General features: G+C 61.0%; 14 protein-coding genes. 10 read left to right on the forward strand and 4 right to left on the reverse strand.

The window, feature by feature from the left end; translation table 11 throughout:
* Positions 1–38: 38 nt before the first annotated feature.
* Entirely contained in the window at positions 39–3,749 is a 3,711-nt protein-coding gene (gene metH / locus DKB71_RS19305; RefSeq protein ID WP_323626094.1) for a methionine synthase, read from the forward strand.
* A 65-nt stretch (positions 3,750–3,814) separates the two neighbouring features.
* Here the strand turns inward: metH and DKB71_RS19310 are convergent, their stop codons facing one another.
* Positions 3,815–10,411, reverse strand: a complete 6,597-nt coding sequence (locus DKB71_RS19310; protein ID WP_408596699.1) for an NEL-type E3 ubiquitin ligase domain-containing protein — start codon at positions 10,409–10,411, stop codon at positions 3,815–3,817.
* 122 nt (positions 10,412–10,533) lie between these two features.
* On the opposite strand from DKB71_RS19310, the gene DKB71_RS19315 reads away from it, so the two are divergent.
* The gene (locus DKB71_RS19315) at positions 10,534–10,752 is read left to right on the forward strand and encodes a DUF2970 domain-containing protein (RefSeq protein ID WP_274075934.1); all 219 of its coding nucleotides are present in this window, start codon (positions 10,534–10,536) and stop codon (positions 10,750–10,752) included.
* Here the strand turns inward: DKB71_RS19315 and DKB71_RS19320 are convergent.
* Complete coding sequence (locus DKB71_RS19320) at positions 10,749–11,822, reverse strand: ABC transporter substrate-binding protein (RefSeq protein ID WP_408596702.1); 1,074 nt, start codon at positions 11,820–11,822, stop codon at positions 10,749–10,751. The genes DKB71_RS19315 and DKB71_RS19320 overlap by 4 nt on opposite strands.
* A gap of 522 nt (positions 11,823–12,344) precedes the next feature.
* Between DKB71_RS19320 and DKB71_RS19325 the strand changes: the two genes are divergently transcribed.
* Positions 12,345–14,003 carry a nitrite/sulfite reductase gene (locus DKB71_RS19325; RefSeq protein ID WP_274075932.1) on the forward strand — a complete coding sequence of 553 codons (1,659 nt, stop codon included), beginning with the start codon at positions 12,345–12,347 and terminating at the stop codon, positions 14,001–14,003.
* The gene (locus DKB71_RS19330; protein ID WP_274075931.1) at positions 13,987–14,481 is read left to right on the forward strand and encodes a DUF934 domain-containing protein; all 495 of its coding nucleotides are present in this window, start codon (positions 13,987–13,989) and stop codon (positions 14,479–14,481) included. Before DKB71_RS19325 ends, DKB71_RS19330 begins: the two co-directional genes overlap by 17 nt.
* 68 nt (positions 14,482–14,549) lie before the next feature.
* Here the strand turns inward: DKB71_RS19330 and DKB71_RS19335 are convergent, their stop codons facing one another.
* Positions 14,550–18,377 (reverse strand): dermonecrotic toxin domain-containing protein, encoded by a 3,828-nt coding sequence (locus tag DKB71_RS19335; RefSeq protein ID WP_408596705.1) that lies wholly within the window; start codon positions 18,375–18,377, stop codon positions 14,550–14,552.
* A 177-nt stretch (positions 18,378–18,554) separates the two neighbouring features.
* Positions 18,555–19,577: a protease SohB gene (sohB, locus tag DKB71_RS19340; RefSeq protein ID WP_274075929.1), complete on the reverse strand. Its 1,023-nt coding sequence runs from the start codon at positions 19,575–19,577 to the stop codon at positions 18,555–18,557.
* Between the two features lie 201 nt (positions 19,578–19,778).
* On the opposite strand from sohB, the gene DKB71_RS19345 reads away from it, so the two are divergent.
* From DKB71_RS19345 to DKB71_RS19370, 6 genes are all read left to right on the forward strand, one after another.
* Positions 19,779–20,489, forward strand: coding sequence for a histidine phosphatase family protein (locus tag DKB71_RS19345; protein ID WP_323606382.1), 711 nt, complete (start codon positions 19,779–19,781; stop codon positions 20,487–20,489).
* A gap of 78 nt (positions 20,490–20,567) precedes the next feature.
* Positions 20,568–20,882, forward strand: a complete 315-nt coding sequence (locus DKB71_RS19350) for an SCP2 sterol-binding domain-containing protein (protein WP_008059234.1) — start codon at positions 20,568–20,570, stop codon at positions 20,880–20,882.
* A gap of 294 nt (positions 20,883–21,176) precedes the next feature.
* Positions 21,177–23,024, forward strand: coding sequence for an amidohydrolase (locus tag DKB71_RS19355; protein ID WP_408601133.1), 1,848 nt, complete (start codon positions 21,177–21,179; stop codon positions 23,022–23,024).
* 218 nt (positions 23,025–23,242) lie between these two features.
* Complete coding sequence (locus DKB71_RS19360; RefSeq protein ID WP_408596708.1) at positions 23,243–24,106, forward strand: LysR family transcriptional regulator; 864 nt, start codon at positions 23,243–23,245, stop codon at positions 24,104–24,106.
* A gap of 178 nt (positions 24,107–24,284) precedes the next feature.
* Positions 24,285–25,436: a sterol desaturase/SRPBCC family protein gene (locus DKB71_RS19365; protein WP_408596710.1), complete on the forward strand. Its 1,152-nt coding sequence runs from the start codon at positions 24,285–24,287 to the stop codon at positions 25,434–25,436.
* Positions 25,433–26,524, forward strand: coding sequence for an SMP-30/gluconolactonase/LRE family protein (locus tag DKB71_RS19370; RefSeq protein WP_408596712.1), 1,092 nt, complete (start codon positions 25,433–25,435; stop codon positions 26,522–26,524). Before DKB71_RS19365 ends, DKB71_RS19370 begins: the two co-directional genes overlap by 4 nt.
* Positions 26,525–26,615 lie beyond the last annotated feature (91 nt).

The following is a 26,615-nucleotide window of genomic DNA, read 5'->3' on the forward strand; positions in this document are numbered from 1 at the left end:
ATCCCGGCCCTTCGTCATGGTCTTTCCGAGTAGTCCCAATGTCCGATCGCAGCGTTCGCCTCCAAGCCCTCAAGCACGCCCTCAAAGAGCGCATCCTGATTCTCGATGGCGGCATGGGCACGATGATCCAGAGCTACAAGCTCGAAGAGCAGGATTATCGTGGCAAACGCTTCGCCGACTGGCCGAGCGATGTCAAAGGCAACAACGACCTGTTGGTGCTCACCCGCCCGGACGTGATTGGTGGCATCGAGAAAGCCTACCTGGATGCCGGTGCCGACATTCTGGAAACCAACACCTTCAACGCCACCCGGATTTCCATGGCCGATTACGGCATGGAAGAACTGGCCTACGAATTGAACGTAGAAGGCGCTCGCCTGGCGCGCAAGATCGCCGATGCGAAAACCCTAGAGAACCCGGACAAGCCGCGTTTCGTCGCCGGCGTGCTCGGTCCTACCAGCCGCACCTGCTCGCTGTCGCCGGACGTGAACAACCCCGGCTATCGCAACGTGACCTTCGATGAACTGGTGGAAAACTACACCGAAGCCACCAAGGGCCTGATCGAAGGCGGCGCCGACCTGATCCTGATCGAAACCATCTTCGACACCCTCAACGCCAAGGCCGCGATCTTCGCCGTACAGGGCGTGTTCGAAGAGCTGGGCATCGAGCTGCCGATCATGATTTCCGGCACCATCACCGATGCCTCCGGCCGTACCCTGTCCGGCCAGACCACCGAAGCCTTCTGGAACTCCGTGGCCCACGCCAAGCCGATTTCGGTAGGCCTGAACTGCGCACTGGGTGCCAGCGAGTTGCGCCCGTACCTGGAAGAGCTGTCGAACAAGGCCAACACCCACGTTTCCGCGCACCCGAACGCCGGCCTGCCCAACGAGTTCGGCGAGTACGACGAACTGCCGGCGCAAACCGCCAAGGTCATCGAAGAGTTCGCCCAAAGTGGCTTCCTCAACATCGTCGGCGGCTGCTGCGGCACCACGCCGGGTCACATCGAAGCCATCGCCAAGGCCGTGGCCGGTTATGCGCCGCGGCAGATTCCGGAAATCCCCAAGGCTTGCCGCCTGTCCGGCCTGGAGCCGTTCACCATCGATCGCAACTCGCTGTTCGTCAACGTCGGCGAGCGCACCAACATCACCGGCTCCGCCAAGTTCGCCCGGCTGATCCGTGAAGACAACTACACCGAAGCCCTGGAAGTCGCCCTGCAGCAGGTCGAGGCCGGCGCCCAGATCATCGACATCAACATGGACGAGGGGATGCTCGATTCGAAGAAGGCCATGGTGACCTTCCTCAATCTGATTGCCGGTGAACCGGACATCTCCCGCGTACCGATCATGATCGACTCTTCGAAGTGGGAAGTGATCGAAGCCGGCCTCAAGTGCATCCAGGGCAAGGGCATCGTCAACTCGATCAGCATGAAGGAAGGCGTCGAGCAGTTCATCCATCACGCCAAGCTGTGCAAGCGTTACGGCGCCGCCGTGGTGGTGATGGCTTTCGACGAAGCCGGCCAGGCCGACACCGAAGCACGCAAGAAAGAGATCTGCAAACGCTCCTACGACATTCTGGTCAACGATGTCGGCTTCCCACCGGAAGACATCATCTTCGACCCGAACATCTTTGCCGTGGCCACCGGCATCGAAGAACACAACAACTACGCCGTGGACTTCATCAACGCCTGTGCCTACATCCGCGACGAGCTGCCCTATGCCCTGACGTCGGGCGGCGTGTCCAACGTGTCGTTCTCGTTCCGCGGCAACAACCCGGTGCGCGAGGCGATCCACTCGGTGTTCCTGCTGTACGCGATCCGCGCCGGCCTGACCATGGGTATCGTCAACGCCGGGCAACTGGAGATCTACGACCAGATCCCGGTGGAACTGCGCGACGCCGTCGAAGACGTGATCCTCAACCGCACCCCGGAAGGCACCGATGCCCTCCTCGCCATCGCCGACAAGTACAAGGGCGACGGCAGCGTCAAGGAAGCCGAGACCGAAGAGTGGCGCAACTGGGACGTCAACAAGCGCCTGGAGCATGCCTTGGTCAAAGGCATTACCACGCACATCGTCGAAGACACCGAAGAGTCGCGCCAGTCGTTCGCCCGCCCGATCGAAGTGATCGAAGGCCCGCTGATGTCCGGCATGAACATCGTTGGCGACCTGTTCGGCGCCGGCAAGATGTTCCTGCCGCAAGTGGTGAAGTCCGCCCGGGTGATGAAGCAGGCCGTGGCCCACCTGATCCCGTTCATCGAGGCGGAAAAAGGCGACAAGCCGGAAGCCAAGGGCAAGATCCTCATGGCGACCGTAAAAGGCGATGTGCATGACATCGGCAAGAACATCGTCGGTGTAGTGCTCGGTTGCAACGGCTACGATATCGTCGACCTCGGCGTGATGGTGCCGGCGGAGAAGATCCTGCAGGTGGCCAAGGAACAGAAGTGCGACATCATCGGCCTGTCCGGCCTGATCACCCCTTCACTGGACGAGATGGTCCACGTGGCTCGCGAGATGCAGCGCCAGGACTTCCACCTGCCGTTGATGATCGGTGGCGCCACGACTTCCAAGGCGCACACCGCGGTGAAGATCGAGCCCAAGTACAGCAACGACGCGGTGGTGTATGTCACTGACGCCTCCCGTGCTGTCGGCGTGGCGACCCAGTTGCTATCCAAGGAACTGAAGGCCGGTTTCGTCGAGAAAACCCGCGAGGAATACATCGAAGTCCGCGAGCGCACCGCCAACCGCAGCGCCCGCACCGAACGCCTGAGCTACGCCGCCGCCATTGCGAAAAAACCGCAGTTCGACTGGAGCACCTACGAGCCTGTCAAGCCGACGTTCACCGGCGCCAAAGTGCTCGATAATATCGACCTGAAAGTGCTCGCCGAATACATCGACTGGACGCCGTTTTTCATCTCCTGGGACCTGGCCGGGAAATTCCCGCGCATCCTCGAAGACGAAGTAGTCGGTGAAGCCGCCACCGCGCTGTATGCCGACGCCCAGGAAATGCTCGCCAAGTTGATCGACGAAAAACTCATCAGCGCCCGCGCGGTGTTCGGCTTCTGGCCGGCCAACCAGGTGCGCGACGATGACATCGAAGTCTACGGCGATGACGGCAAGCCATTGGCCAAGCTGCATCACCTGCGCCAGCAGATCATCAAGACCGACGGCAAGCCGAACTTCTCCCTCGCCGACTTCGTCGCGCCCAAGGACAGCGAAGTCACCGACTACGTGGGTGGCTTCATCACCACCGCCGGGATCGGCGCTGAAGAAGTGGCCAAGGCATACCAGGACGCTGGCGACGACTACAACTCGATCATGGTCAAGGCCCTGGCCGACCGCCTCGCCGAGGCCTGCGCCGAGTGGCTGCACCAGCAGGTGCGTAAGGAACACTGGGGCTACGCCAAGGACGAGACGCTCGACAACGAGGCGTTGATCAAGGAGCAATACAGCGGCATCCGCCCTGCTCCGGGCTATCCGGCCTGCCCGGATCACACCGAGAAAAGCACGCTGTTCGCGTTGCTCGACCCAGAGGCGAGCGAAATGAAAGCCGGCCGCAGCGGCGTGTTCCTCACCGAGCACTACGCGATGTTCCCCGCGGCTGCCGTCAGTGGCTGGTACTTCGCTCACCCACAGGCGCAGTATTTCGCCGTGGGCAAGATCGACAAGGATCAGGTGCAGAGCTACACCTCGCGCAAAGGCCAGGAGTTGAGCGTGACCGAGCGCTGGCTGGCGCCGAACCTTGGTTATGACAACTGATTGATTTGCAGCCTTGGGCTCTGGAGGCGGACCTGCGCCGACTCCAGAGTTTTTTGCGCTGACGATCAGGCCTGAGCGCCCAACTCGGCTACCTCACGTTCGCTGAGTGTGGTCAGCAGTTGCAGGCGCTCGGCTTTATTGGCCGTATCCAGCGCCTCCATCTCCTGCAGGTAGGCCGAATTGAGCTGCGGGTATTTATCCTCCAGCTCACTGGCCTTGGCCTGGAAGCCCTGCTGCACCCGGGTAAATTCCCCCGGGTATTTCTCCTCCAGGTAATCGCGCCAGTATTTGCGCGCCGTCAGTTGCTCGATGAACACCGGGGTCCGTTCCCTGACAAGGATCGATACGTACGCCTGGTCCAGATCACCTGTCGTCACCTGCGCCAGGTTCTCATACAACATGCCTTTGGGCTGGTTGGGCAATCCAAGACGCCGGGCCAGGCCGACTCGATAGGCCAGGCGAATCTCGGCAGGATCGATATTCGGTCTGAGCTGGATACGCGTACTGGCGATCTCTTCGACCTGCGCCAGGCGGAACAGCTCCCTGGACAGTTTCAGCAGCTCGCGGCCCTTGTGCTCCGGGGCAATGGACTTCAAGGCATTGAACTCATGGACCTCGACTTCCAGCTCGTTGAACAACAGGATCCGACCATCGCCACAGGTCACGCGATTCCTCAATGCCCTCGACAGGTCCAGCAAGCGCCTGCCCAGCGCTTCATCGCCATGGGCGGCTTCCAGGACACGCCACACGCGCTGCGTGAGGTCCAGGCGATCGGCGGCGAAGTCCTGGGTGTGCTGAAGTTGCGAGAGGATGTAAGAAAAGTCGTGGGTAGTGTCCTGCTCCATCAAGTCGCTCCACACCTGGTGTTTTTCCGAGTCGCCCGCCACGCCGGAAAACCATCGGGCTTTCTGTGCCTGCGGCGATTCATGGTCGGGATGATCCTCCTCGTCGGAGGCCTCGGAACCCTCGGAAGATTCAGGCCCGAAGCCCTCCAGATGGCGTTCAATCTGTTGCGAGGTAAAGCCCAGGCCTCGGCCAGTTTCCTGCAGGTACTCCTGCAATCGTATGAGTTCCACCTGTTCCAGGTAAATGTTATCGGACAAGTTGGTGCCAGCCATCAAGGCTGCGTGCCCTGGCAGAAACGCATCGGGAGGAATGATCTGTATTCGGTTGCCACTCAGGTCGAGGGTTGCCAGCGCTGGCGCTTGCAGCACACCTTGCGGCCAATCCCAAAGATGGTTACCGCTCACATCCAGCGCTTGCAGCTGCTCAAGACCGGTGACATCGAGACTGACCAGCCTGTTCACGCTCAAGTCCAGCGATTGCAAATGCCTCAGGGAACGCACTTGGCGCCGCCACTCATCACTGGCGCCAAGATCGTTATAGCTGGCGCTCAAGCGGATGAGGTGTTCACATTGCCCCACTGCGTCGGGCAACGCGCCCAGGCGGTTGTGATTGAGCGTCAGGCTGCGCAACTTGGGAAATGCACGCAGGAACCCATCCGAGTTTTCCGTGAGCCCGACACCGCTCAGGTCCAATGCACCGACATGCTCGAACGAAACCGGCAAGGCCGGCAAATCACCGATGACCAGGCCGGCAAAGTCCAGCACGGCATCAGTCGCTGCGCCCTCGGCCGCAGGCGCCTCGCGCAAGGTCGCCCGCCAGCACTCCAGGAGCTGGTTAGCCGCCCGGCGGCGGTCCAACGCACCTACCCAGCCCTGATGGCTGCGAAAGGCCGGGACATCGATCCAGTCATTCAACTGCTTGATCAATTGCGTCCGCTGTTGCTGCCACTGGACCAGCCGGGCTTCAATTTCCAGAGCGCTCATGCCCCGGGTGAGCCAGGCATCAATCCGTTCAACGGCTTGAGCGGCGCCGAGTTGAGGATCAAGACGTTGCAGCCTGGCGGCCGCTGTCCGGGGCACGTCACCTTCGCCCGGTTCCAGGTGCAACGGCAGTATCAGGTCCGGGCGCTCCGATACTTCAACCGGATAGAACTCCGGATCGCCTCCGGTTCGTCCGGCAGACAGGTGCAATCGTTCGATACCCAGCGGGTTGCGCGACGCCGTGCGGTCAGCGTATGTCCGTACCGACGTCAACGCTTGCGGGCTCAGCCGGCAACCTTGCAGCGAAGTCGCCGCCAACAGCTGGTCATGCCCGGCCAGGGCCGCCGCGGGGATGTCCGTGATGCCGCTGTGATTCAGGGCCAGACGGCGCAGGTTGGGCAACGCCAGCACACCCTCGGGCCAGTTGCGGATATTGCTATGGCTCAGGTCCAGGCTTTGCAGGCCCGTCATCGAACCGACCTGCAAGGTGCCGACCCGGTTGTAGGCCAGGTTCAGGGTTTCCAAGGCGGTCATACGGTTCAACCGCGCTTGCGCCGACGCCGTGATCGTCAGCTGATTATATGAGAGGTTCAACTCGCGCAGTTGCCCGAGCCTGTCAAGTGCCTGGGGCAGCCCGGTCAGCCGGTTGGCGCTGAGGTCGAGTGCGCGCAGCTGGGGAAATCCACTCAGAAAATCGTTGACGTGCTCGGTCGATAGCGCGCTGTTACTGAGCTTCAGGCTGCGCACATGAGCAAAGACCGTATCGCCAAGCTCGGGTAAATCGCCCAACGGTCCAAATCCCGTCAGGTCCAACACTTCAAACAGCGCGTCACCTTGCCCCCACGACGGACCCGCCACAGGCTGGGCGGGTGCATACCGGGCACGCAGCCCCTTGAGAAAGCATTCGCGGATCTTTTCAGCGATCAGCGCGCGGTGGTGCAACTCCATCTGCCTGCCGTCAACCCGAACAACCCTGTCCTTCCAGGCGTCCAACGACTGACTCAATGCCAGCTGCTGCTGATGCAGTGCCTCGACCTGATCCAGTAATGCCCGTCCGGACAGCCCGTCTTTACTGAATTGCGCCATTGCGTCCGATGCAAAGGTGTCATCATTGGGTGCCAGTTCTGACAATCGCCCCCTGCAGTACCTGGCAACCATTTGCGGCTCGTTGAGTAAATGGGCCGGGTTGTCGTGCACATAACCATAGGCTTTCTTGAAGGCCTGCGGTTCCAGCGCAGCCCAATTGAGCTGCATGCGTCGCCATAGCGATTCATTGCCACTGAACAGCTCGTCAGGCAGCGACCTGATCGGCATCCGTCGTAAATCGAGGGTTTCCAGCCTGTTCAAGCCGAACACCCCGTTCGGCCATTCGGTCAGATCCCCCGCCAACCTCAAGGACCGCAGATTGGTCAGCGTGCTGAAGTCCATGGCGCCCATATTGCCCGTGAGCGACAACTGCTCAAGCTGAGTCATCCCTTCGAGCGCCTGCACCAAGGGCGGCGCAAAGGTCGGCAATGGGCTTTCAAGCGCCAGCTCGGTAATCGCGGTCAATCCCGGCAATTTCTCGGCCAAGGCAGCCATATCCTGCCCTCGCACGGAAATCTCCAGTTTTTTGAGCTTCGCAAACCGCCGCAGCAGCGCAACGCCCGAATCACCGATGAGCTGATCACTGGTCAGTCGTACACTGCGCACATGAGTGAAGTCGGCATCCCACTCGGGCAACGCGTCAGCCCCGCTTAAATTCAGCTCAAAAGCGGGCTCCAATCCTCGGTAAAGACCGTTGCGCCAGCACTGGATCAACCGATCGGCGATGACCCGGCGCGACGGCCCACCCGCAGGGGCCTGCTCGCCAGCGTAGACCCAGTTGTTCAACGCGCGGTCCAAAGCCTCGAATTCCCGTTGACGGTTGTTCAACAGATTGAACACTTGCTGATCGGTGTCTCCCGCGCTCAGGCGGCCTCTGACGAACTGACTGGCTTGCGCATCGGAAAGGTTCGGGTAGAGGTCTCGCACCCGGGAGACCAATGCGCCGTCCGGGAAGCCGACCCCACGACCGCTGGCCAGGTAACCGAGGCGGCCATCGGGCAGACGCAGCGACGGCCCGGGACCATTCAACGGGCGCTGCTTGAGGATCAGCGACATCTCGTGGCGATGAGCACCGGCATAATTCGCCAGTTTGTTTTGCAAAGCCTGGACTTGATTGCCATCCAGTTTCGCCCGTGCCGCTTCGGGCAAGTACTCCAGTAGCGATTCGAAGAGATTGCGGCCATGGACGGGCAAATTGTTGAGAGCCCTGCCCTGCGCGTCATAGGCGCGAAAGTAACCGTCGCCCTTGACCAGGTAATAGCGAATCGTCGCACTGTCGCTGCCGACGCTGTCCAGCAATGGGCCCTTGATCGAACCGGTACGCATTTCCACGCGTATATCAGCCGACCAGCCGGGCAACTGCTCCAGACAGTGCAGCGCCAGACGGTCGCTGGCCAATGACGCCATGTCTTGCAGATGCAAACCGCAGAGCGCCCGATTCAGGCCGGCTTGCTGTAGATGGGCGCAAATCTCGCTGGCCTGGCGCAAGGGTATTTTCGCGGTGTCGCGCAATTGGGCCAGCTCGGCAGCACTGGCATTGTCCAGCACCTGTCGCGCGCCCTCCGGCGACAGCGTCGGGAAACTGCGTTGCAGTCGCTCGATAACAGCCTCGTGAGCACTCCCCTGTCGATCGCCTCTGAACCACCTGATGGTCTCGGCCAACAGCGGCGGCGGTGGCTGGTGGTCGATGTGCATCTGGCGCAACGCGTCATCACTGACGCCGCTGACCTCGGCAATCTGCTGCAACTGCGCATCGGAAAAACCGTCCATCTGCGGCCCCATCCGCCGCAACAGTGTCGAGCGATCCCACTCCAGTGGCCGTTCCAGCGTGTGGCGCCAGGCGCCGTGCTGGTTGTGCCGCAAGACAGGTTGATAGGCCCGGGGGTCGCTGGGGTGTTTGATCCGCCATTGTTGCAGCGCCGGGTCGAAGGTCTTTTCGTAGACATTGCCCTCTTGTCGAATGTAGGTCCTGCCCCCGATCTTGTACTGCCCCAAAGCGTTCGGCTCGATTCCATCCAGGGAAACACTGCTCTTGTAGGGGGCCAGATCCGGACTCCACAAACGCGGCTCGCCAAAAGGCGTGGCGATCCGGGTCATGCCATTGACAAACCGTGAGGTCGTGATCGGCGGTGCCTTGTGTGCCACCGCACCCAACACGGCCATGAACGCCACGTTCTGCAAGACCGAACTGAGGTGGCCCCAGGCCTCCTCGGCGTCTGCCTCTTTCCACGCTTGCATCCCCTGGTAAACCTCGTAGGTCAATTGCACGGCGGTGACGGCCAGCATGACCTCGCCCAACCCTGGCACGAAAAAGGCTGCCACGTTCAAGACGCTCAGCCCACATTCGGCATAGTGTTCGAGCCGGGCAATCCAGGCCTCGTGGTCAACCTCGGCGGTGGGTATTGCCAGCAACCTGGCGTTGGACTTCACCCGGGCCAGATGAAACTCATAACAGGCGCCAAACACCTCGCCATCAATGAAGGTTTCATCCATGCCCAGGTCGACCTCCTCGTTCCACACTTCTACATACATGCCCTCGCGGAACGCGTCCCGGTTATAGGGCGGGCCCGGATAAACCGGGGCCGGGTCCCACTTCTGGACCTTGAGCTGGGCCTTGAGCCGGCGAAAGAAACGGCTCGATTCATCCTGTGCGACAAAGCTGGTGAAGAACCGCTGGTAACTGTACGTACGCAGCTTGATCGCAAGGTCCCGGGCAAACTCGCGGCCCGAGCCATACGCCTTGAGGGGACTGACGGGATCGCCCGGGATGTAGACGATGATCCGGGTATCCTCAATCAGAGTGGGTAGCAAGGATGAAAACGGCAGAAGACCGAGCCAGGGATTCTGCAGGGCCGCCCTGGCTCGGCGCGACGCAGCGCCAATGATCAGTACGTCGTTCAGTTCCGAGCCAAAAACGTGCAGCCGACTGTAGGCGACCAAGGCCCCATCGAGCCGCACGGGCGAGGCTCCGTCGAGTAGCGCCAACACCGTGGCATGGTCCGCAGGGTCAATATTCGACTGTATCAACGCGATGTGCGCCTGCACGCGCATCCTGTCCTTGTTCGCCGCAATCGTCTGCTGGCGGACAGTCGCCGCCTTGTCGGGCGCATCGAACACGGCACTCAGGTGGTCCTGATACTGCTTGCCCACGTCCAGCTCCCGGCACAGGCTGGCGAACGCCGCGGGCTCGATCGACAACTTGTCACGGATGCTGTAGCGCACCTTCGCAAACGGGTAATGCTCGCTTTGATCGTAGCGGTGACTTTCCAGTGCCCCTGCAGGCGCCAGCGCGCTGGTCTCCTGCAAGGCCACTTCGTCAAAGGGCTCCTCCTCTTCGAAGTTGCGCAGCGCCGCCTGCAACAATGACTGCTCTTCGGCCCGATTGGGCGAGCGCAGATGAAACAGCGCCGTGTCGGTCACATCCGGCGCCTGGCCGAATGTTTTCTGTAGCGCATCGGTCAGCAATGGCTTGGCAAATTCGGTAATGCCCTGCAAATCCTTCAGCGTCGTGGCCAGCACCTGGGTGGAAACATTGCTCCGTGCCTGGCTGTCGAGCAAAGCCTGGCGCAACGCCGGTGACGCCTTGGCATACAGTTCAGGGTAAGCCTCGATGAAACGCTGGGCAGGATTGCGCGCCAGTGTCATGGCCTGCAGATGGGGGGTGGCCAGGTGACGCGTCCAGTCGGGAACACGGCTCTTGATAAACGGGACATGAAACCCGGATTCAGCGGGTGTGGAAAGGTCCGGCATGATGTGATTCCTGTTGCTCGATTGAGAGCGGGTCAGGACATCACGGCCATCCGCCGGCGTGGCGGTACATAGTTATGGGGTTTGGCTATGCTTAGCTCTCACACCTTGGTGAAGAGGGGTTTATGGACGATCCAGCCGACAACAAGCCGCCGACCTTCTGGCAGATGCTGCACAGCGTCATGGCGGCGGCGTTCGGGGTGCAGAGCGGGAAGAACCGGGCGCGGGACTTTACCCACGGCAAGCCCAGCCATTTCGTGGTCCTGGGGATTGTGTTCACGGCGGTGTTCGCCTTGACGCTGTATGGCATCGTGCAACTGGTGCTGCATCTGGCCGGCATTTAACGCATCAGGGTTTGCAGGCTGAACGGATAGCGATACGACGTCGGCCGGCCTTTGGCTGACAGTCGACGGAAGTTCACACCGTAGGCCGGTGATTCGCCCATGGCCAGCAATCGCCGGGCCTGTGCCTTGTCGATCAGTTGCAGCAACGGGATCCGCCGGTCCCGGCCGCCGTAATGGTCGAGATCCACACCCTGATCCAGGTCATGCAACTCCACCAACGCCCAGCCACCCAGGGTGAAGTGCCCGCCCACCAGCACGCTGAGGCGTCCGTCGAGCAACGCCTGTAACGCCGTCGGCGAGCTGTTGACCGCACTGAACAAGGCATCCTTGCCCGCAACCCCGCCCGTCTCCGAATACGCCTGCATGGCGCCAAACGCCATTTCGTCATTGGCTGACCACACCAGCGAGACCTTCGGGTAACGCCGGAACAGCAGCCCGGCCTGTTCATACGCCCGCTCCCGGGTCCAGCCGCTGTAAACCAGCTGGCGCAAGCGCACGTGCGGGTGCTCGGCCAGGGCCCGCAGCATGCCCTGTTCGCGCAGCTGCGCCGAAGGGGTGATTTTCAGGCCGGAAAACGCCAGCAGCTCGATCACCTCCCCGGGCGCCACGGGGGGATGCTGGCGAATCAGTTCCTTGAGCATCAGGTAGCCGCCCTCCTCGTCATTGGGCACCAGGCTGCCCAGGCGCTCAGGGCGCTCGCCCAGCAGGCTCATCTGGTTGGCCGTCAAGGACGCGTTGACCATGAACAGCTTCACCCCGCTGCCCTCGGCCAGGCGAATGATCTGCGGGGCGACGTATTGTTCGTTGACGAACACCAGGTAGTCCGGACGCCCGGGGCCTTGCAGCGCCACACGCGCTTGCGCCAGGGTAAGTTCCGGCATGCGTTGGGAGTAGAGAATCCGCAGGTCGATGCCCAGGTCCGTGGCTGCCGCCTGCATGAACTGCGAATAGCTGACCCAGAAGGCTTCTTCGGTCGTTCCGGGGTTCAGGAACAACACCGATTCCGCTCGGGCAGCAGTGCCGTGAACCGCGCCGAACAGCAGCAGGAAGGAGTAGAAGAAATTCAGCATTGATCGTCCGAGCCCCCGGAAATTCGCCGCGCATTATAGCCAGCGAAGCCCCGGAAAACGGCGTTTATTCGGGTTTTTGTCCGACAATCGTCGGAATGGGACCCGGACGGGTTGGTTTATTGGTGACTGACCCAGAATACCGCAGTGCCAACGACCAGGATGATCAGGAACAGGATCGCCCAAGCATCGACCGAACTATCACTTTTCGTTGCTTTTGTTGGGTTGCTCATTGCATCGCCTCTTGTCGGTTTTATCGGTGATTGCATAAAGACTCGATCACATTAAAGACGACGATTGCCCGCACCACAAACAGGGTCTTTGCAACAACGATTCTCATTAGTTCTTTTGGTTCTTTACATATACTCAAACATCACTTTTGCGCATAACCGCAAACTGGTATCTTGCCCCGGCTCCGTAGGGAGTGCGCGGCCGTGCGCGCAGAATTGCAGAGGTTTATCGGACTCCGGCAAGCACAAAAACGCAGCGGTATCCGAGCGACCCAAGCCTGAGAACAGGACTTATATGTACGTATACGACGAATACGATCAGCGGATCATCGAGGACCGCGTCAAGCAGTTCCGTGATCAGACCCGACGCTATCTGGCAGGCGAGCTGAGCGAAGAAGAATTCCGCCCCCTGCGCCTGCAAAATGGCCTTTATATCCAGCGTTTCGCGCCGATGTTGCGAGTCGCCGTGCCTTACGGCCAGCTGACTTCGCGGCAAATGCGAATGATGGCCAGGATTGCCCGCGACTACGACAAGGGCTACGCGCACATCAGCACCCGGCAGAACGTGCAGTTCAACTGGCCGGCCGTGGAAGACATCCCGGACATCCTGGCTGAACTGGCGACTGTGCAGATGCACGCGATCCAGACCAGCGGCAACTGCCTGCGCAACGTCACCACCGACCAGTTCGCCGGTGTCGCTGCCGACGAATTGATCGATCCGCGCCCATGGTGCGAGATCGTCCGCCAGTGGACCACTTTCCACCCGGAATTCGCCTACCTGCCGCGCAAGTTCAAGATCGCCGTCAACGGTTCGACCTCCGACCGTGCCGCCATCGAAGTCCATGACATCGGCCTTGAGCCGGTGCACAACGCCGCTGGCGAACTGGGTTTCCGCGTGCTGGTCGGCGGTGGCTTGGGCCGTACGCCGGTCGTCGGTGCGTTCATCAACGAATTCCTGCCGTGGCAGGACCTGTTGAGCTACCTCGACGCCATCCTGCGGGTCTACAACCGCTATGGTCGTCGCGACAACAAGTACAAGGCGCGGATCAAGATCCTCGTCAAGGCGCTGACCCCTGAAGTCTTCGCCCAGAAAGTCGATGCGGAAATGGAGCACCTGCGCGGTGGCCAGACCACGCTGACCGAAGCCGAAGTCCATCGCGTCGCCAAACACTTCGTCGACCCGGACTACAAGGCGCTGGACGACCAGGCCGCCGCCCTGGCCGAACTCGACCAACAGCACCCGGGCTTTGCCCGCTGGCGCGCACGCAATACCCTGGCCCACAAGAAGCCCGGTTATGTCGCCGTGACCCTGTCCCTGAAGCCGACCGGCGTTGCCCCGGGCGACATCACCGACAAGCAGCTCGACGCCGTGGCAGACCTGGCCGAGCGCTACAGCTACGGTCAACTGCGCACTTCCCACGAGCAGAACATCATCCTGGCCGACGTCGAGCAGGAAAAGCTGTTCACCCTGTGGGGCGAGTTGCGCGAGCAAGGTTTCGCCACGCCGAACATCGGCCTGCTGACCGACATCATCTGCTGCCCGGGTGGCGATTTCTGCTCCCTGGCCAACGCCAAGTCGATCCCGATCGCCGAATCGATCCAGCGCCGTTTCGACGACCTGGACTACCTGTTCGACATCGGTGAACTGGACCTGAACATCTCCGGTTGCATGAACGCCTGTGGTCACCACCACGTCGGCCACATCGGCATCCTCGGGGTGGACAAGAAAGGCGAAGAGTTCTACCAGGTGTCCCTCGGCGGCAGCGCCAGCCGTGACGCCAGCCTGGGCAAGATCCTCGGCCCGTCCTTCGCCCAGGAAGCCATGCCTGACGTGATCGAGAAGCTGATCGACGTGTACATCGAACAACGTACCGAAGACGAGCGTTTCATCGACACCTACCAGCGTATTGGCATCGACCTCTTCAAGGAACGCGTCTATGCAGCGAATCATTAAGAACAACGAAGTCGTCGACGAAACCTGGCACCTGCTGCCCAAGGATTTCAGCATCGACGAAATCACCAACTGCGACGACTACATCGTCCCGCTGCAGCTGTGGCGTGAACACAGCCGCATGCTCCTGGCCCGCGACGGCGGCCTGGGCATCTGGCTGGACGCCGATGAAGAAGCGGAAGAAATCGGTGAAGACGTGGCGAGTTTCCAGGTCATCGCCCTGAACTTCCCGGCCTTCACCGATGGCCGCAACTACTCCAACGCCCGGCTGCTGCGTGACCGTTACGGTTTCAAAGGCGAGCTGCGGGCGATTGGCGACGTGCTGCGCGACCAGTTGTTCTACCTGCACCGCTGCGGTTTCGATGCGTTCGCGATTCGCCCCGATAAAGACCCGTACGAAGCCCTGGAAGGTCTCAAGGACTTCTCGGTGACCTATCAGGCCGCCACCGACGAACCGCTGCCGCTGTTCCGTCGCCGCTGATTGTCCAGCCTTGAACCCCGTTCGGGGTTCAAGGCTCCCTCCTTGCAGGCACCACGGATAAAATCCGTTCAAAGGCCTGCGATTTGTTCCAGCATCCTGAAAGCCACCCATGGGTTTTCCAGCCGCCCACGCACCGCGATCAATCGACTCCATACGGCGTCTGAAGCATCGGCCTCCTCCAGAAGTCGCCAGACCCGTGCCTGAAGCATCGGATAAGCGACCCGGAAGTCGGGTGTCAGGCTTAGCCTGTCTATTGCGCTCAAGAACCGCGTACCTGAGGGTTTGCCTGCCAACCGCTGCCAAAGTGCTTGTCGGAACTGTTGCAACGTGGCGTCGCAGTCTCGTAGCCATGCCATCGGTTGTCCGTAGTCAGCGCCTGGCACGCCCAGCCATAAATTGATCCCGGTTTGCTCACGATGAGTAATCAGTCGGCGCAGCGTGTCCTCGTCCGTCAACGGATTGCCCCACAGCAGCACACGATCCACCGACACAGCCTGATTCATCACCGCGGGCGGAATCCGCGCAATCTGGTTGTCACGCAAATCCAGTGAGATCATGTACGGCTCATCCCTGATGCCGTAAGGGCACCGGGTAATTTGGGTGTTGTTCAAGTTCAGCCGCCGCAAGTCATTCATCCGCAGCAGCACAGGGGGTACTTCCAATGGATTGTCACTCAGGTCCAGGGTGTGAAGCCTGACCAGCCCGCTCAACTGCCCTGATGTCTCTACGGTGAACTTCAGGCCGGTGGACTTGAGACTCAGCGACTTGAGACGCGTCAGGCTCAAGATGGCTGTCGGCAGTACAGTCTGCCCATTGCCCTGGGCGTCGAATTCAATCAGTTCGGCACTTTCGAGATCCAAGGTCTGCAGATTCGGAAAACACTCAAGGAACCCGTTCAAGGTTCCACGTTCGGCCACATGGAAGCGTGGCATCGATAACTCGACGACATGGTTGAACCGGATGTTCAGGACCGGCAATCGGTGATAGTTCTCGAAGCCCATGTGCAGCCTGAATCCAACAAGTTCTGCGCCTTCATAGACGCGCAGGTCATCTTTCGCACGCCTTTGCCAGATGTCTTTAAGCTCGTCAGCCAGCTCGATCCTGGTTTCCCGTTCGTAGTTGATCGCGTTCTGGACCAGCTCTTCGTTATGCTCTTCGATCTCCTCATCCGCCAGTCCCTCTGCCCCGTCATCGTCTGCGTCGAGGAAGTCAATGTCCATGTCCTCGATGTCGTCCATCACCTGATCGATCCAGGCATTCAAGTCCGTGTTGAGCTGCTGGAACTGTTGTTTCAGCCAATCAATGTGTGCCTGCGCACCGCCACCGGTACGCTGTAGCAATTCGTCGGCTTCAGTATCGGTGAAATCCGGGTAGATCTCCTTGAGTTGCAGCCTCATCATTTCGTGGGTCAGCGCTGCGCCCTGCGGCGTACCGGGGAAACCGCCGCCACGCAGCCCTTGCGTCTCGAAGGGCAGGCCACTGTCCATCCTGTGCAGTCCGAGCACCAGCTCAGGGCGTGGCAGAACCCGCTCACTGACTTGCAGCCGCAACGCCAATGCCGGGTCACCCGCAGACAGTTGCAATGCCGAACGCTCGTCCTCGGACAAGACTTCGACAAGCGCTGCATAAAAGTCCATCTGCCCGGCTCGCCCCTGGTAATGGCCATCCACCTTGATCAGTCGACGGACGCTCGAGGCGTCAAGCGCGCCGCTACGATCCAGCATTGGGCCGATGACGGAGTGCTCGCGCACTTCAATTCGCAGGCTCCTTGGCCATCCGGGCAGGTTTTTCAGCGAATGCAGGGCCAGGGTGTCCGATTCCGCAGTGACCTGCGAGCGAATGTACAAGCCTTCATAGGCACGATTGAGCCGCACATGCTCCTGATATTGCAGGGCCTTTTGGTTCAGCTGCTTGAATGCTTGCCGCACGCGTGCAGCGTCCACCCGGCTCTGGAGGTCCACGCCATAGCGCTCGAGCATTTGTTCGATGGCGCTCCTGGGCAGGCCAGGGTATTGCCGCTGGAACAACCGCACCCACTGATGTTCCGAGTGCTGAAGCGCCTGGTACCGGGTGGAAAACAGCTCGGCGCGCGCGCGTTGAGACATTGCCGCCTGCCCGAGTTCCTGATCGATCCTGAATCGGCTGATGGTATCGGCCAGCAAGGGCGTCGGCGAGCGCCCACTGTTCATCAGGCGCAGCATGTCATCATCGATTTCGCTGACCTTGCCGATCTGCGCCAGCACTTCATCGCTCAAGGATGCCACTGAGGGGCCGATTCCGCGCAGAAGCTGCACACGGTTCAGCGCTGCGGGATCCGCCGGCGCTGAAGGCTCCGCGGCCTGATCCGGCAATGGCCTGGCATCGCCCGCATTCTGGCCCGGTTCGCGGGAACGCTCGGCAATGGCGCCTGCCTCAGCATCGCCCTTCAGCACCGCGCCTACGCCCGCCAGCGGCAGCGCGTTGAGCAAGCCAAACACTGTTCGGGTGACGCCCGCCCCTCGATCATCCGCGGTTTCACCGTTGACCGCCTGATCAAGACCATAACCGGCGTCGATGATGCCGGCCAGCGCCAGCAATCCTTCGCCACCGGGGACGAACAGCGCCAGGGGGGCAAAACGGTTGATCCACTGCACCACAGGTTCGACGACGGCACTCAGGTTATCCCGATTGACCTGGGCATCGTCACGAATGGTTTTGACACTGGCCAGGGAGGCCTCCTTCATGGCCAGCACCAGTTGGGCAAACGGGTCGGCGCCTGCTGGCGAGTCATCGAAACCGATGTAGCGGGCGGGTTCCCAGAAACCGTCGTCGTTGAAGAAACCCGCTTCTTTGGTCAACCGGTGTTGCCGCGGATAGACCGCCATGCCGTCCAACGCCGTCACCACACCCGCGTGGAACGTACCGTCCTTGCGGTCCTCCTCGGCAAAGTGCGCAGCCAGGGCCAGTTTCGTCGCGTCACTTGTGCCCTGCTCCACCACCCATTGATGCAGTTGCCCGGCATCGCCGAAGATGTGCAGCGGAGAAGAGTTACCGGGGATGTACAAAACAATCCGGCCATTCGGATCACGCCAGCCCCAGATATCCTTCGAGCTGTAACGATAGAGCTTCAGGCGACCCGACTTCAGCTGCGCCAGCCTGCGACCCGGTGCCTGCAGTTGTTCGAGTTTCAGGGTTGCCCATGCCTGGTCAGGCGGCAGTCCCGCGGCCTGCAGGGCCAGTTCCAGACCTTTCTGGCTCAGGCTTTTCTCACGAAACTGCAGAAAAGCAGCCATGACGAGGGCGGCTTTGGCCGAGGTTTTCAGGCCGTGCGGATGGGCTGCGACAATCTCGGCGTCCGCTGGCCATGCGTGCCCGAGATAGGCCTGGTACAGGCCCTGGAGATTCAGTTGCCAGACCCACTGCTTGAAATCGGCGGGCCTAACGGCGATCTGAGTGGCGGGGCCGTAGCCTTGCGGCACAGTCTGGCGGTAGATGCCTTCGTAGCTGTCGTGGTTGCCGCTGCCAATATCGGCAAACTCGTCAACGTGGGCCACGATCCTTATCGACGGCCCGACATCCGGTGGCGTGTACAACCCAAACGCGGATTCACCGAAGCGCCCGTCGCCCACGGTCTGGTAGTTGGACAGCAACGCCTGCACCAGGGACATGGAACTTGCCACCCGTCCCTGGTGGATGCCGTTCTGCGCAGGATGCCCCTTGTAATCGTAATCCAGGGTCACCAGCTGGGCTGTCGCCGGATCGATGTACTGGCCCCACTGTTTTTTGATCAACTGCTCGCCAAACTGACCGGGGGTTTGCGGCAGGGAGATGGCCAAAGCGGTTTTCAGTTCATCGCGCATTCGCAGAGGCGGCGAGGGATCAGGGCTTGCAGCATTGGCGGGAGGTATTTCATTCATGGTGCATTCCTTTGCGCTCATTTCAGGAACACCACCATACCCGGCCCCGATCCCCCTAAAAGCGGGAGCAATCGTCAGGGGGCTTAGGAAACTTCCCTTCTTCGCAAGGAATTTGGATCGCCCTGAAAGAAAAAAACCGTGGAATCACCCACGGTTTTTTTTCAACGACCCAGGAAATTACCAGAAGCGTTGCTGGGTCAAGCGACTCCACCAGCTCAGCAACACACGATCAACCGAACCGCTGGCCGCCATGCCGATACGCTCCTGCAGGCTTTTGCGTTCGGCGTAATGCAGGTGATAAAGCTCGGATTGCTTGGCGCGCTCGGCCAGGTACTCGTCACTGGTCTTCAGTTCGTCCACCAGTTGCTTGTCCAGCGCCGCAATGCCCAGCCAGATTTCACCGGTGGCCACATCGTCGATGGCCAGTTGCGGGCGATAGCGGGCAACGAAGTTCTTGAACAACTGATGGGTAATGTCCAGGTCTTCCTGGAATTTCTCCCGGCCCTTCTCGGTGTTTTCGCCAAATACCGTCAGGGTGCGTTTGTATTCGCCGGCGGTCAGCACCTCGAAGTCGATGTCGTGCTTTTTCAACAGGCGATTGACGTTGGGCAACTGCGCGACCACACCGATCGAGCCGAGGATTGCGAACGGCGCGCTGATGATCTTCTCGCCAATGCACGCCATCATGTAGCCGCCGCTGGCCGCGACCTTGTCGATGCACACGGTCAGCGGTACGCCGGCCTCACGGATACGGGCCAACTGCGAGGACGCCAGGCCGTAGCTGTGGACCATGCCGCCACCGCTTTCCAGGCGCAGTACCACTTCGTCCTTGGGCGTGGCGAGGGTCAGCAGCGCGGTGATTTCGTGGCGCAGGCTTTCAGTGGCCGAGGCCTTGATGTCGCCGTCGAAGTCCAGCACGAACACCCGCGGTTTGGCCTCGGGCTGCTTCTTCTGTTTTTTCTCGCTCTTGACCTGGGACTTGCGCAAGGCCTTGAGCTGGTCCTTGTCGAGCAAGGTTTGCTCCAGGCGTTCGCGCAGCCCCTTGTAGAAATCATTCAGTTTGCTGACCTGCAACTGGCCGGCGGATTTGCGTCGACCTTTGCTGCGCAAGGCCGCAAAGCTGGCCAGCACCACCAGGATGGCGATCACCAGGGTCACGGTCTTGGCCAGGAAAACGGCGTACTCGGACAAAAACTCCACAGGGACTCCTTAAACGTTGCGCGGCATGCAAGTGCGCGGGATACCACCAGCATACCCATGCGCCGCCCCTGCGACCAGTCGTGAAACCTCTGGCAACAGGGCTGTAACGGGCATTTCAAACAAGCGTATGTTTTTTCATTGACAGCTCAGCGCCATCCTCATAACCTCGCCAAACCTTCAACGTACCGGGACGACGCGGACGTGGGCAGCATCTATTTGATTCGACATGGCCAGGCCTCCTTTGGTGCAGACGATTATGACGTCCTGTCGCCCACCGGTATTCGCCAGGCGGAAATTCTCGGCCAGCACCTCGCCGAACTCGGTATCAGCTTCGATCGGTGCCTGTCGGGCGACTTGCGTCGCCAGCAACATACGGCCAACAGCGCACTGGAACAATACGCCGCCGTGGGCCTGCCGGTGCCGATCCTGGAGACCGATTCGGCGTTCAATGAATTCGATGCTGACGCGGTGATCCGCGCGCTGTTGCCGGCCATGCTGCCGGACGAGCCCGACGCGCTGAACATCCTGCGCAACGCCGCACAGAACCGAGGCGAGTTCCAACGCATCTTCGCCCTGATCATCGAACGCTGGCTCGCCGGCACCTATGACACGCCGGGCCTGGAAAGCTGGCTGGGTTTTGTCGAGCGGGTACAAGCCGGCTTGCAGCGCATCCTCGAACAAGCCGACAACACCCAGAAAATCGCCGTGTTCACCTCCGGCGGCACCATTACCGCCCTGCTCCACCTCATTACCCAAATGCCTGCCAAACAGGCGTTTGAACTGAACTGGCAAATCGTCAATACCTCGCTCAACCACCTGAAGTTTCGTGGTCGCGAGGTGGCCCTGGCTTCCTTCAACAGTCATGCGCACCTGCAACTGTTGAAGACCCCCGAACTCATCACGTTTCGCTGAGTCCGGACTATTGTGACCCTGGCTGTAATCACCCAGCTCTAATTACCCTGCTCTAATTACCACAAAAAGGATCAAACCATGACCTCCGTAGCAGATGCCGTACAAGCAATGAAAGCCAAGTTCAACCCAGCCGCTGCTGCCGGTCTGGACCTGGTCTTCGGTTTCCGCATCGACGACACCAAGAACTTCTCGCTGGTCGTCAAGGACAGCACCTGCGAGCTGCTGGAAGGCGAAAACCCGGACGCCCAGGTGACCCTGGTGATGGACGGCGAAACCCTGCAAGGCATCGTCAGCGGCGAAACCGACGGCATGCAAGCGTTCATGGGCGGCAAACTGCGCGCTGAAGGCGACATGATGCTGGCGATGAAACTGTCCGAGCTGTTCCCGGCCTAAACGCACCGCTTGCGGCTTTCGCAAGCGCGCCTGGCTGCAAACGAATCCCGCCCCTTGTGGCGGGATTCGTCGTTTTCGGCGTTTGAAAACCACTCACTGCGAATTTGCCGACTATATTCCTTCTGGCCGCATGCGGCTGGCTTCAGCTGTTTGCCCTCAACTCACGTTGCGCAGAGCACTGATATGAGCCCACCCGAGGAACACAACGGCGTCAACCGCCGTCACGTACTGCAAGGTCTTGGCGCAGGCGCCGTCGGTGCCTGGATCAGCCCGCTGTTCGCAGGGAGTAAAACCATGCCAGACACCCCCGCCGACCTCATTCTCTACAACGGACGCCTGCACACCGTAGATCGCAAGAAACCCCAGGCCAGTGCCGTCGCCATCAAGGACGGGCGCTTCGTGGTGGTCGGCAGCGACGCCCAGGCCATGGCGTTGCAAGGCCCCGGCACGCAAGTCATCGACCTGCACGGGCGCACGGTGATCCCCGGCCTCAATGACTCACACTTGCACCTGATCCGTGGCGGCCTCAACTACAACCTCGAACTGCGCTGGGAAGGCGTACCCTCGCTGGTCGATGCCTTGCGCCTGCTCAAGGACCAGGCCGACCGCACGCCAACGCCGCAGTGGGTACGGGTGGTCGGTGGCTGGAACGAGTTCCAGTTCGCCGAAAAACGCCTGCCCACCCTCGACGAACTCAACAAGGCCGCCCCCGACACGCCGGTGTTCGTCCTGCACCTGTACGATCGTGCTTTACTCAATCGCGCCGCGCTGAAAGTGGTGGGATATACCCGCGATACGCCGAACCCGCCAGGCGGCGAAATCCAGCGCGATGGCAATGGCGATCCCACTGGCATGTTGATCGCCCGGCCCAATGCAATGATTCTCTATTCGACGCTGGCCAAAGGACCGAAACTGCCGCTGGAGTACCAGGTCAACTCGACCCGGCAATTCATGCGCGAACTCAATCGCCTGGGGGTCACCAGCGCGATCGACGCCGGCGGTGGTTATCAGAATTACCCGGACGACTACCAGGTCATCCAGCAGTTGGCCAAGGACCAGCAACTGACCGTGCGCATCGCCTACAACCTGTTTACCCAGAAGCCCAAGGAAGAACTGACCGACTTCAAGAACTGGACCAGTACCTCGCGCTACGGCCAGGGCGACGATTTCCTGCGGCACAACGGTGCCGGGGAAATGCTGGTGTTCTCGGCGGCGGATTTCGAAGACTTCCTTGAACCGCGCCCGGACCTGCCGGCTTCCATGGAACAGGACCTGGAACCGGTGGTACGGCACCTGGTGGAGCAACGCTGGCCGTTTCGCCTGCATGCCACCTACAACGAATCCATCAGCCGCATGCTCGACGTGTTCGAAAAGGTCAACCGCGACATTCCGTTCGACGGCTTGCCGTGGTTTTTCGACCACGCCGAAACCATCACCGCGCAGAACATCGAGCGGGTCAAGGCGCTGGGCGGCGGCATCGCCATCCAGGATCGCATGGCGTTCCAGGGCGAGTACTTCGTCGACCGCTATGGCGCCAAGGCGGCCGAACACACGCCGCCGATTGCCCGCATGCTGGCCGAAGGCGTACCGGTGGGTGCCGGCACCGATGCGACGCGGGTCTCGAGCTACAACCCCTGGACGTCTTTGTACTGGCTGGTCAGCGGCCGCACGGTCGGCGGCCTGGCGTTGTACCCGCAGGGCTTGAGCCGTGACACCGCGCTGGAGCTGTTCACCCATGGCAGCGCCTGGTTCTCGTCCGAGCAAGGCAAGAAGGGTCAGATCAAGGTCGGGCAACTGGCGGACCTGATTGCCCTGTCAGGGGACTATTTCCATATGGAGGCCGAAGGCATCAAGGGGATCGAATCGGTGCTGACCCTGGTCGATGGAAAGATTGTCTACGCCAGCGTCGAGTTCGAAAAACTCGGGCCGCCGCCCATCCCCGTGGTACCGGAGTGGTCGCCAGTGACCAAGGTGCCTGGGCACTGGAAAGCATCGGTGCCGCTGACGGCCCAGGTTCATCAATGCGTCGGGGCGTGTGCGGTGCATGCGCACAGTCATGAGCGGGCGCGCTTGTCGAATGCGCCGGTCAGTGACTTCCGTGGGTTCTGGGGGGCGTTTGGCTGTTCGTGTTTCGCGTTCTAGACGACAATCTCGCTAGCATCGCAACCCAATGTGGGAGCGGGCTTGCTCGCGAAGGCGGTAGTTCAGTCAACATTTCCGTTGATTGACGCGGCCCTTCGCGAGCAAGCCCGTCCACATTGAATCTGCGGGGAAGGTGCATTCTTCATCGCTGAACACCACCTGTGACAGCTGGCGAAGCCTGCTCTTACAATGCGAGCATTTCCTGCACCGGCCACCCCATGGACATCGACCTCGCCCGCACCTTCCTGGAAATCGTCCGCCACGGCAGCCTTGCCGCGGCCGCCGAGAAACTCCACGTCACCCAGACCGCGATCACCGCGCGGGTACAGAAGCTCGAAAGCCACCTGGGCAGCACGCTGTTCGTGCGCAACCGCGCCGGGGCCCGCCTGACGGCCAATGGCGAGGCCTTCGTGATCTATGCCAATCAACTGGTGGAAACCTGGGAGGCCGCGCGCCGGGACTTGCCCTTGCCCGAGGGGTTCCACGACGTCCTGCACATCGGTGGCGAGGTCAGCCTGTGCAATCCGTTGATGCTCCGTTGGGCCGGCGTGCTGCGCGACAGGATTCCCGGCCATGCGCTGCGCATGGAAATCCGCGACGGCGAAAACCTGCTGCGCCAACTGGAGCTGGGCGTGCTCGATGCGGCGCTGGTCTATCAACCCGAATACTGGCCGCGCCTGCAGGTCGAGCAGATCCTCGAGGAAAAACTCATCCTCGTACGTCACCCCGAGCGCCCCGAACCCTATGTGTACATCGACTGGGGCCAGCACTTTCGCCGCCAGCACGACGCCGCCCTGCCGGAAAAAGCCAAGGCGGCGCTCAGTTTCAACCTTGGCCCCCTGGGGTTGCAGTACATCCTCGAACACGGTGGCAGCGGCTACTTCCGCACCCGGGTGGTCCAGAGCTACCTGGAAAGCGGCATGCTTGAGCTCGTGCCCAAGGCCCCGGAATTCAGTTACCCGACCTACCTGGTCTACTCCCGCGACCGCGACTCGCCGGCGCTGCAACGGGCCTTCGACCTGCTGCGCGAGGTGATCAGGAGCGATGATGATTGGTCGCAGCGGTGGAATCCGCTGACGTGAGTACGGGCGCGAGGGATGGGGTGGTTGTGAGGCCGTCATCGCTGGCAAGCCAGCTCCTACAGTATGTGGATCGGGTACAGCCCCTAGAGATGGGGCGGCAATAAAATCCAGCAGCTGCCAGCCAAAACCGCGGGATCGGCTAATCTGCTGGAGATAACAAAAAAGACAGGTGATTGCAGTGAGGCAGACCACCGAAGCATTCCGCGCTCGTTACCGTTGCGACATTCATCCCCGTTATAACCCCTGGCTGCATGGCACCTTCGTACTGGTGTTCGGCCTGGTGGCGATCGGCGTTTTCTGGAGCACCGTGCACCAGGTAACGCTCCTCGAATGGCTGTCGGTACCGGTGGCCTTGCTGTTCTTCAATCTCGTCGTGTACCTGGTGCATCGGCACCTGGGTCATCACAAAAAAAGCTTCGCGCGGATGTTCTATGCCCGCCACGCCGGCGACCACCACAGCTTTTTCGCCCCCGGCCACATGACCTACGAGAGTGCTCGCGACTGGCGGGTGATCCTGTTCCCGGCCTGGCTGATCGTGCTGCACACGCTGCTGGTCACCCTGCCCCTGTGGTGGCTGCTCAAGCCCCTGGATGCGAACGTTGCCGGACTGGTTGGCGGCTGCCTGGTCCTGGGGTACCTGACCTATGAAGTGTTCCATGCCTGTGAGCATTTGCCGCCGCACAACCGGATCACGCGCCTGCCCTGGATCCGCCAGATGCGGCGCCTGCATGAACTGCATCACCGCCGCGAAATGATGCAGCAGCGCAATTTCAACATCGTTTTTCCGTTGATGGATTACCTGTTCGGCACCCTCTATTGGGAGCCGGAACCGGAACCGGACTTCCAGCACCTGAAGAGAACGCCCATGACCCGCATGCAACATAAAGTCGATATCGCCGGTGATCCCATTACCGTGCTGGCCTATGCCAGCACCGTGACCCGATGGCCGGAGTGGCATCCCTCTTCCCTCAGGATCGATGGCCAGAACGGGCCCTTGCATGCCGGCGCGCGGTTCGAGGAGGACATCCGCGCCGGTGGGCGTGACGGACACTTGAGCTGGGTGGTCGATGAGTATCTGCCTGGACGCCGCTGGATTGCCCGGGCCCATGGCGATAATGGTCTGTCATTGTTGCTGACCTACGAATGCGCGGCCGAGGGCGATGGCACGCGCTTTGTTCGCACGCTGGAATACCGGTTCAGTGGATTGGCGATGCGCATGGCCAACCAGTTGCTGCTCAAGCGACGGATCGAACGGGAATCGGCGGCGTCGATGCTGGCACTTCGCGAAACCGCAGAAAGATACCTGGCGTCGACAGGAGTGCGTGCGTGAGCCGAACGATCAGGTTTCATCATTGGCTGTTGCTGCTGATCGTTGTCCTCGTCGCCTTCCTGCTGTTGATGCCGACCAAGGTCAAGCCCGTCGCCTGGACCCCGCAACCGGCGCCGTCCCTCAGCAGCGGCCCGTACGCGGACAACCAGCGCCTCAAGGGCGTGGAGCGCGTCGGCGCCGCAGACATCGACGGCCCCGAAGCGCTGCTCATGGAAAACAACGCGCTGATCACCGGCTTGCATGATGGCAGGGTCATTCGCACCAGCCTGGACGGCCAGGACACCAAGGTGCTGGCCGATACCGGCGGCCGCCCCCTGGGTTTGGCCCGCCACCCCAATGGCTTGCTGGTGATCGCCGATGCGGTCAAGGGCTTGTTGTCGCTGGACGCCCAGGGGCGCCTGGTGGCACTGACCACCAGTGCCAACGGTGTGCCTTTTGGTTTCACCGACGATGTGGCCATCGACAAGCCCGGGCACTACGCCTACTTCAGCGACGCCTCCAGCCGGTTCGGCTACGGCAAGGACGGCCAGGCCATCATCGAACATGGCGGCGACGGGCGCTTGCTGCGCTATGACTTCCAGACCGGCAAGACCTCGGTGCTGCTGGACAAGCTGGAGTTTGCCAATGGCGTCACCCTGGGGCCGGACGATGCCTATGTGCTGGTCAACGAAACTGGTGCCTATCGCATCACTCGCTACTGGCTGAGCGGGCCGAACGCCGGCAATCATGACCTGTTCATCGACAACCTGCCGGGGTTTCCCGACAACCTGGCCTTCAATGGTCGCGATCGCTTCTGGGTGGCGCTGTATGCGCCGCGCAATGCCCTGCTCGACAAAACGGCGGCGCACCCTTTCGTGCGCAAGATGATCGCCCGAGCGATGACAGTCCTTCCCAGGCCGGTGGAAAAACGCGCCTTTGTGCTGGGGCTGGACCTTGAGGGCAAGGTGATCGCCAACCTGCAGGACGGCAGCAGCGACAGCTACTCGCCGATCACCACCGTGCGCGAATATGGGGAGTGGTTGTATCTGGGCTCGTTGAAAGCGAAAAACATGGCGCGATTGCCACTGAGCACGGCGTTGCAGAATTAACGCAGATCCAAATGTGGGAGCGGGCTTGCTCGCGAAGAGGCCATTACATTCAACTTCTATGCTGAATGGGACACCGCTTTCGCGAGCAAGC

It is taken from the genome of Pseudomonas sp. PLMAX (assembly GCF_046042685.1).
GTDB lineage: Bacteria > Pseudomonadota > Gammaproteobacteria > Pseudomonadales > Pseudomonadaceae > Aquipseudomonas > Aquipseudomonas putida_AE.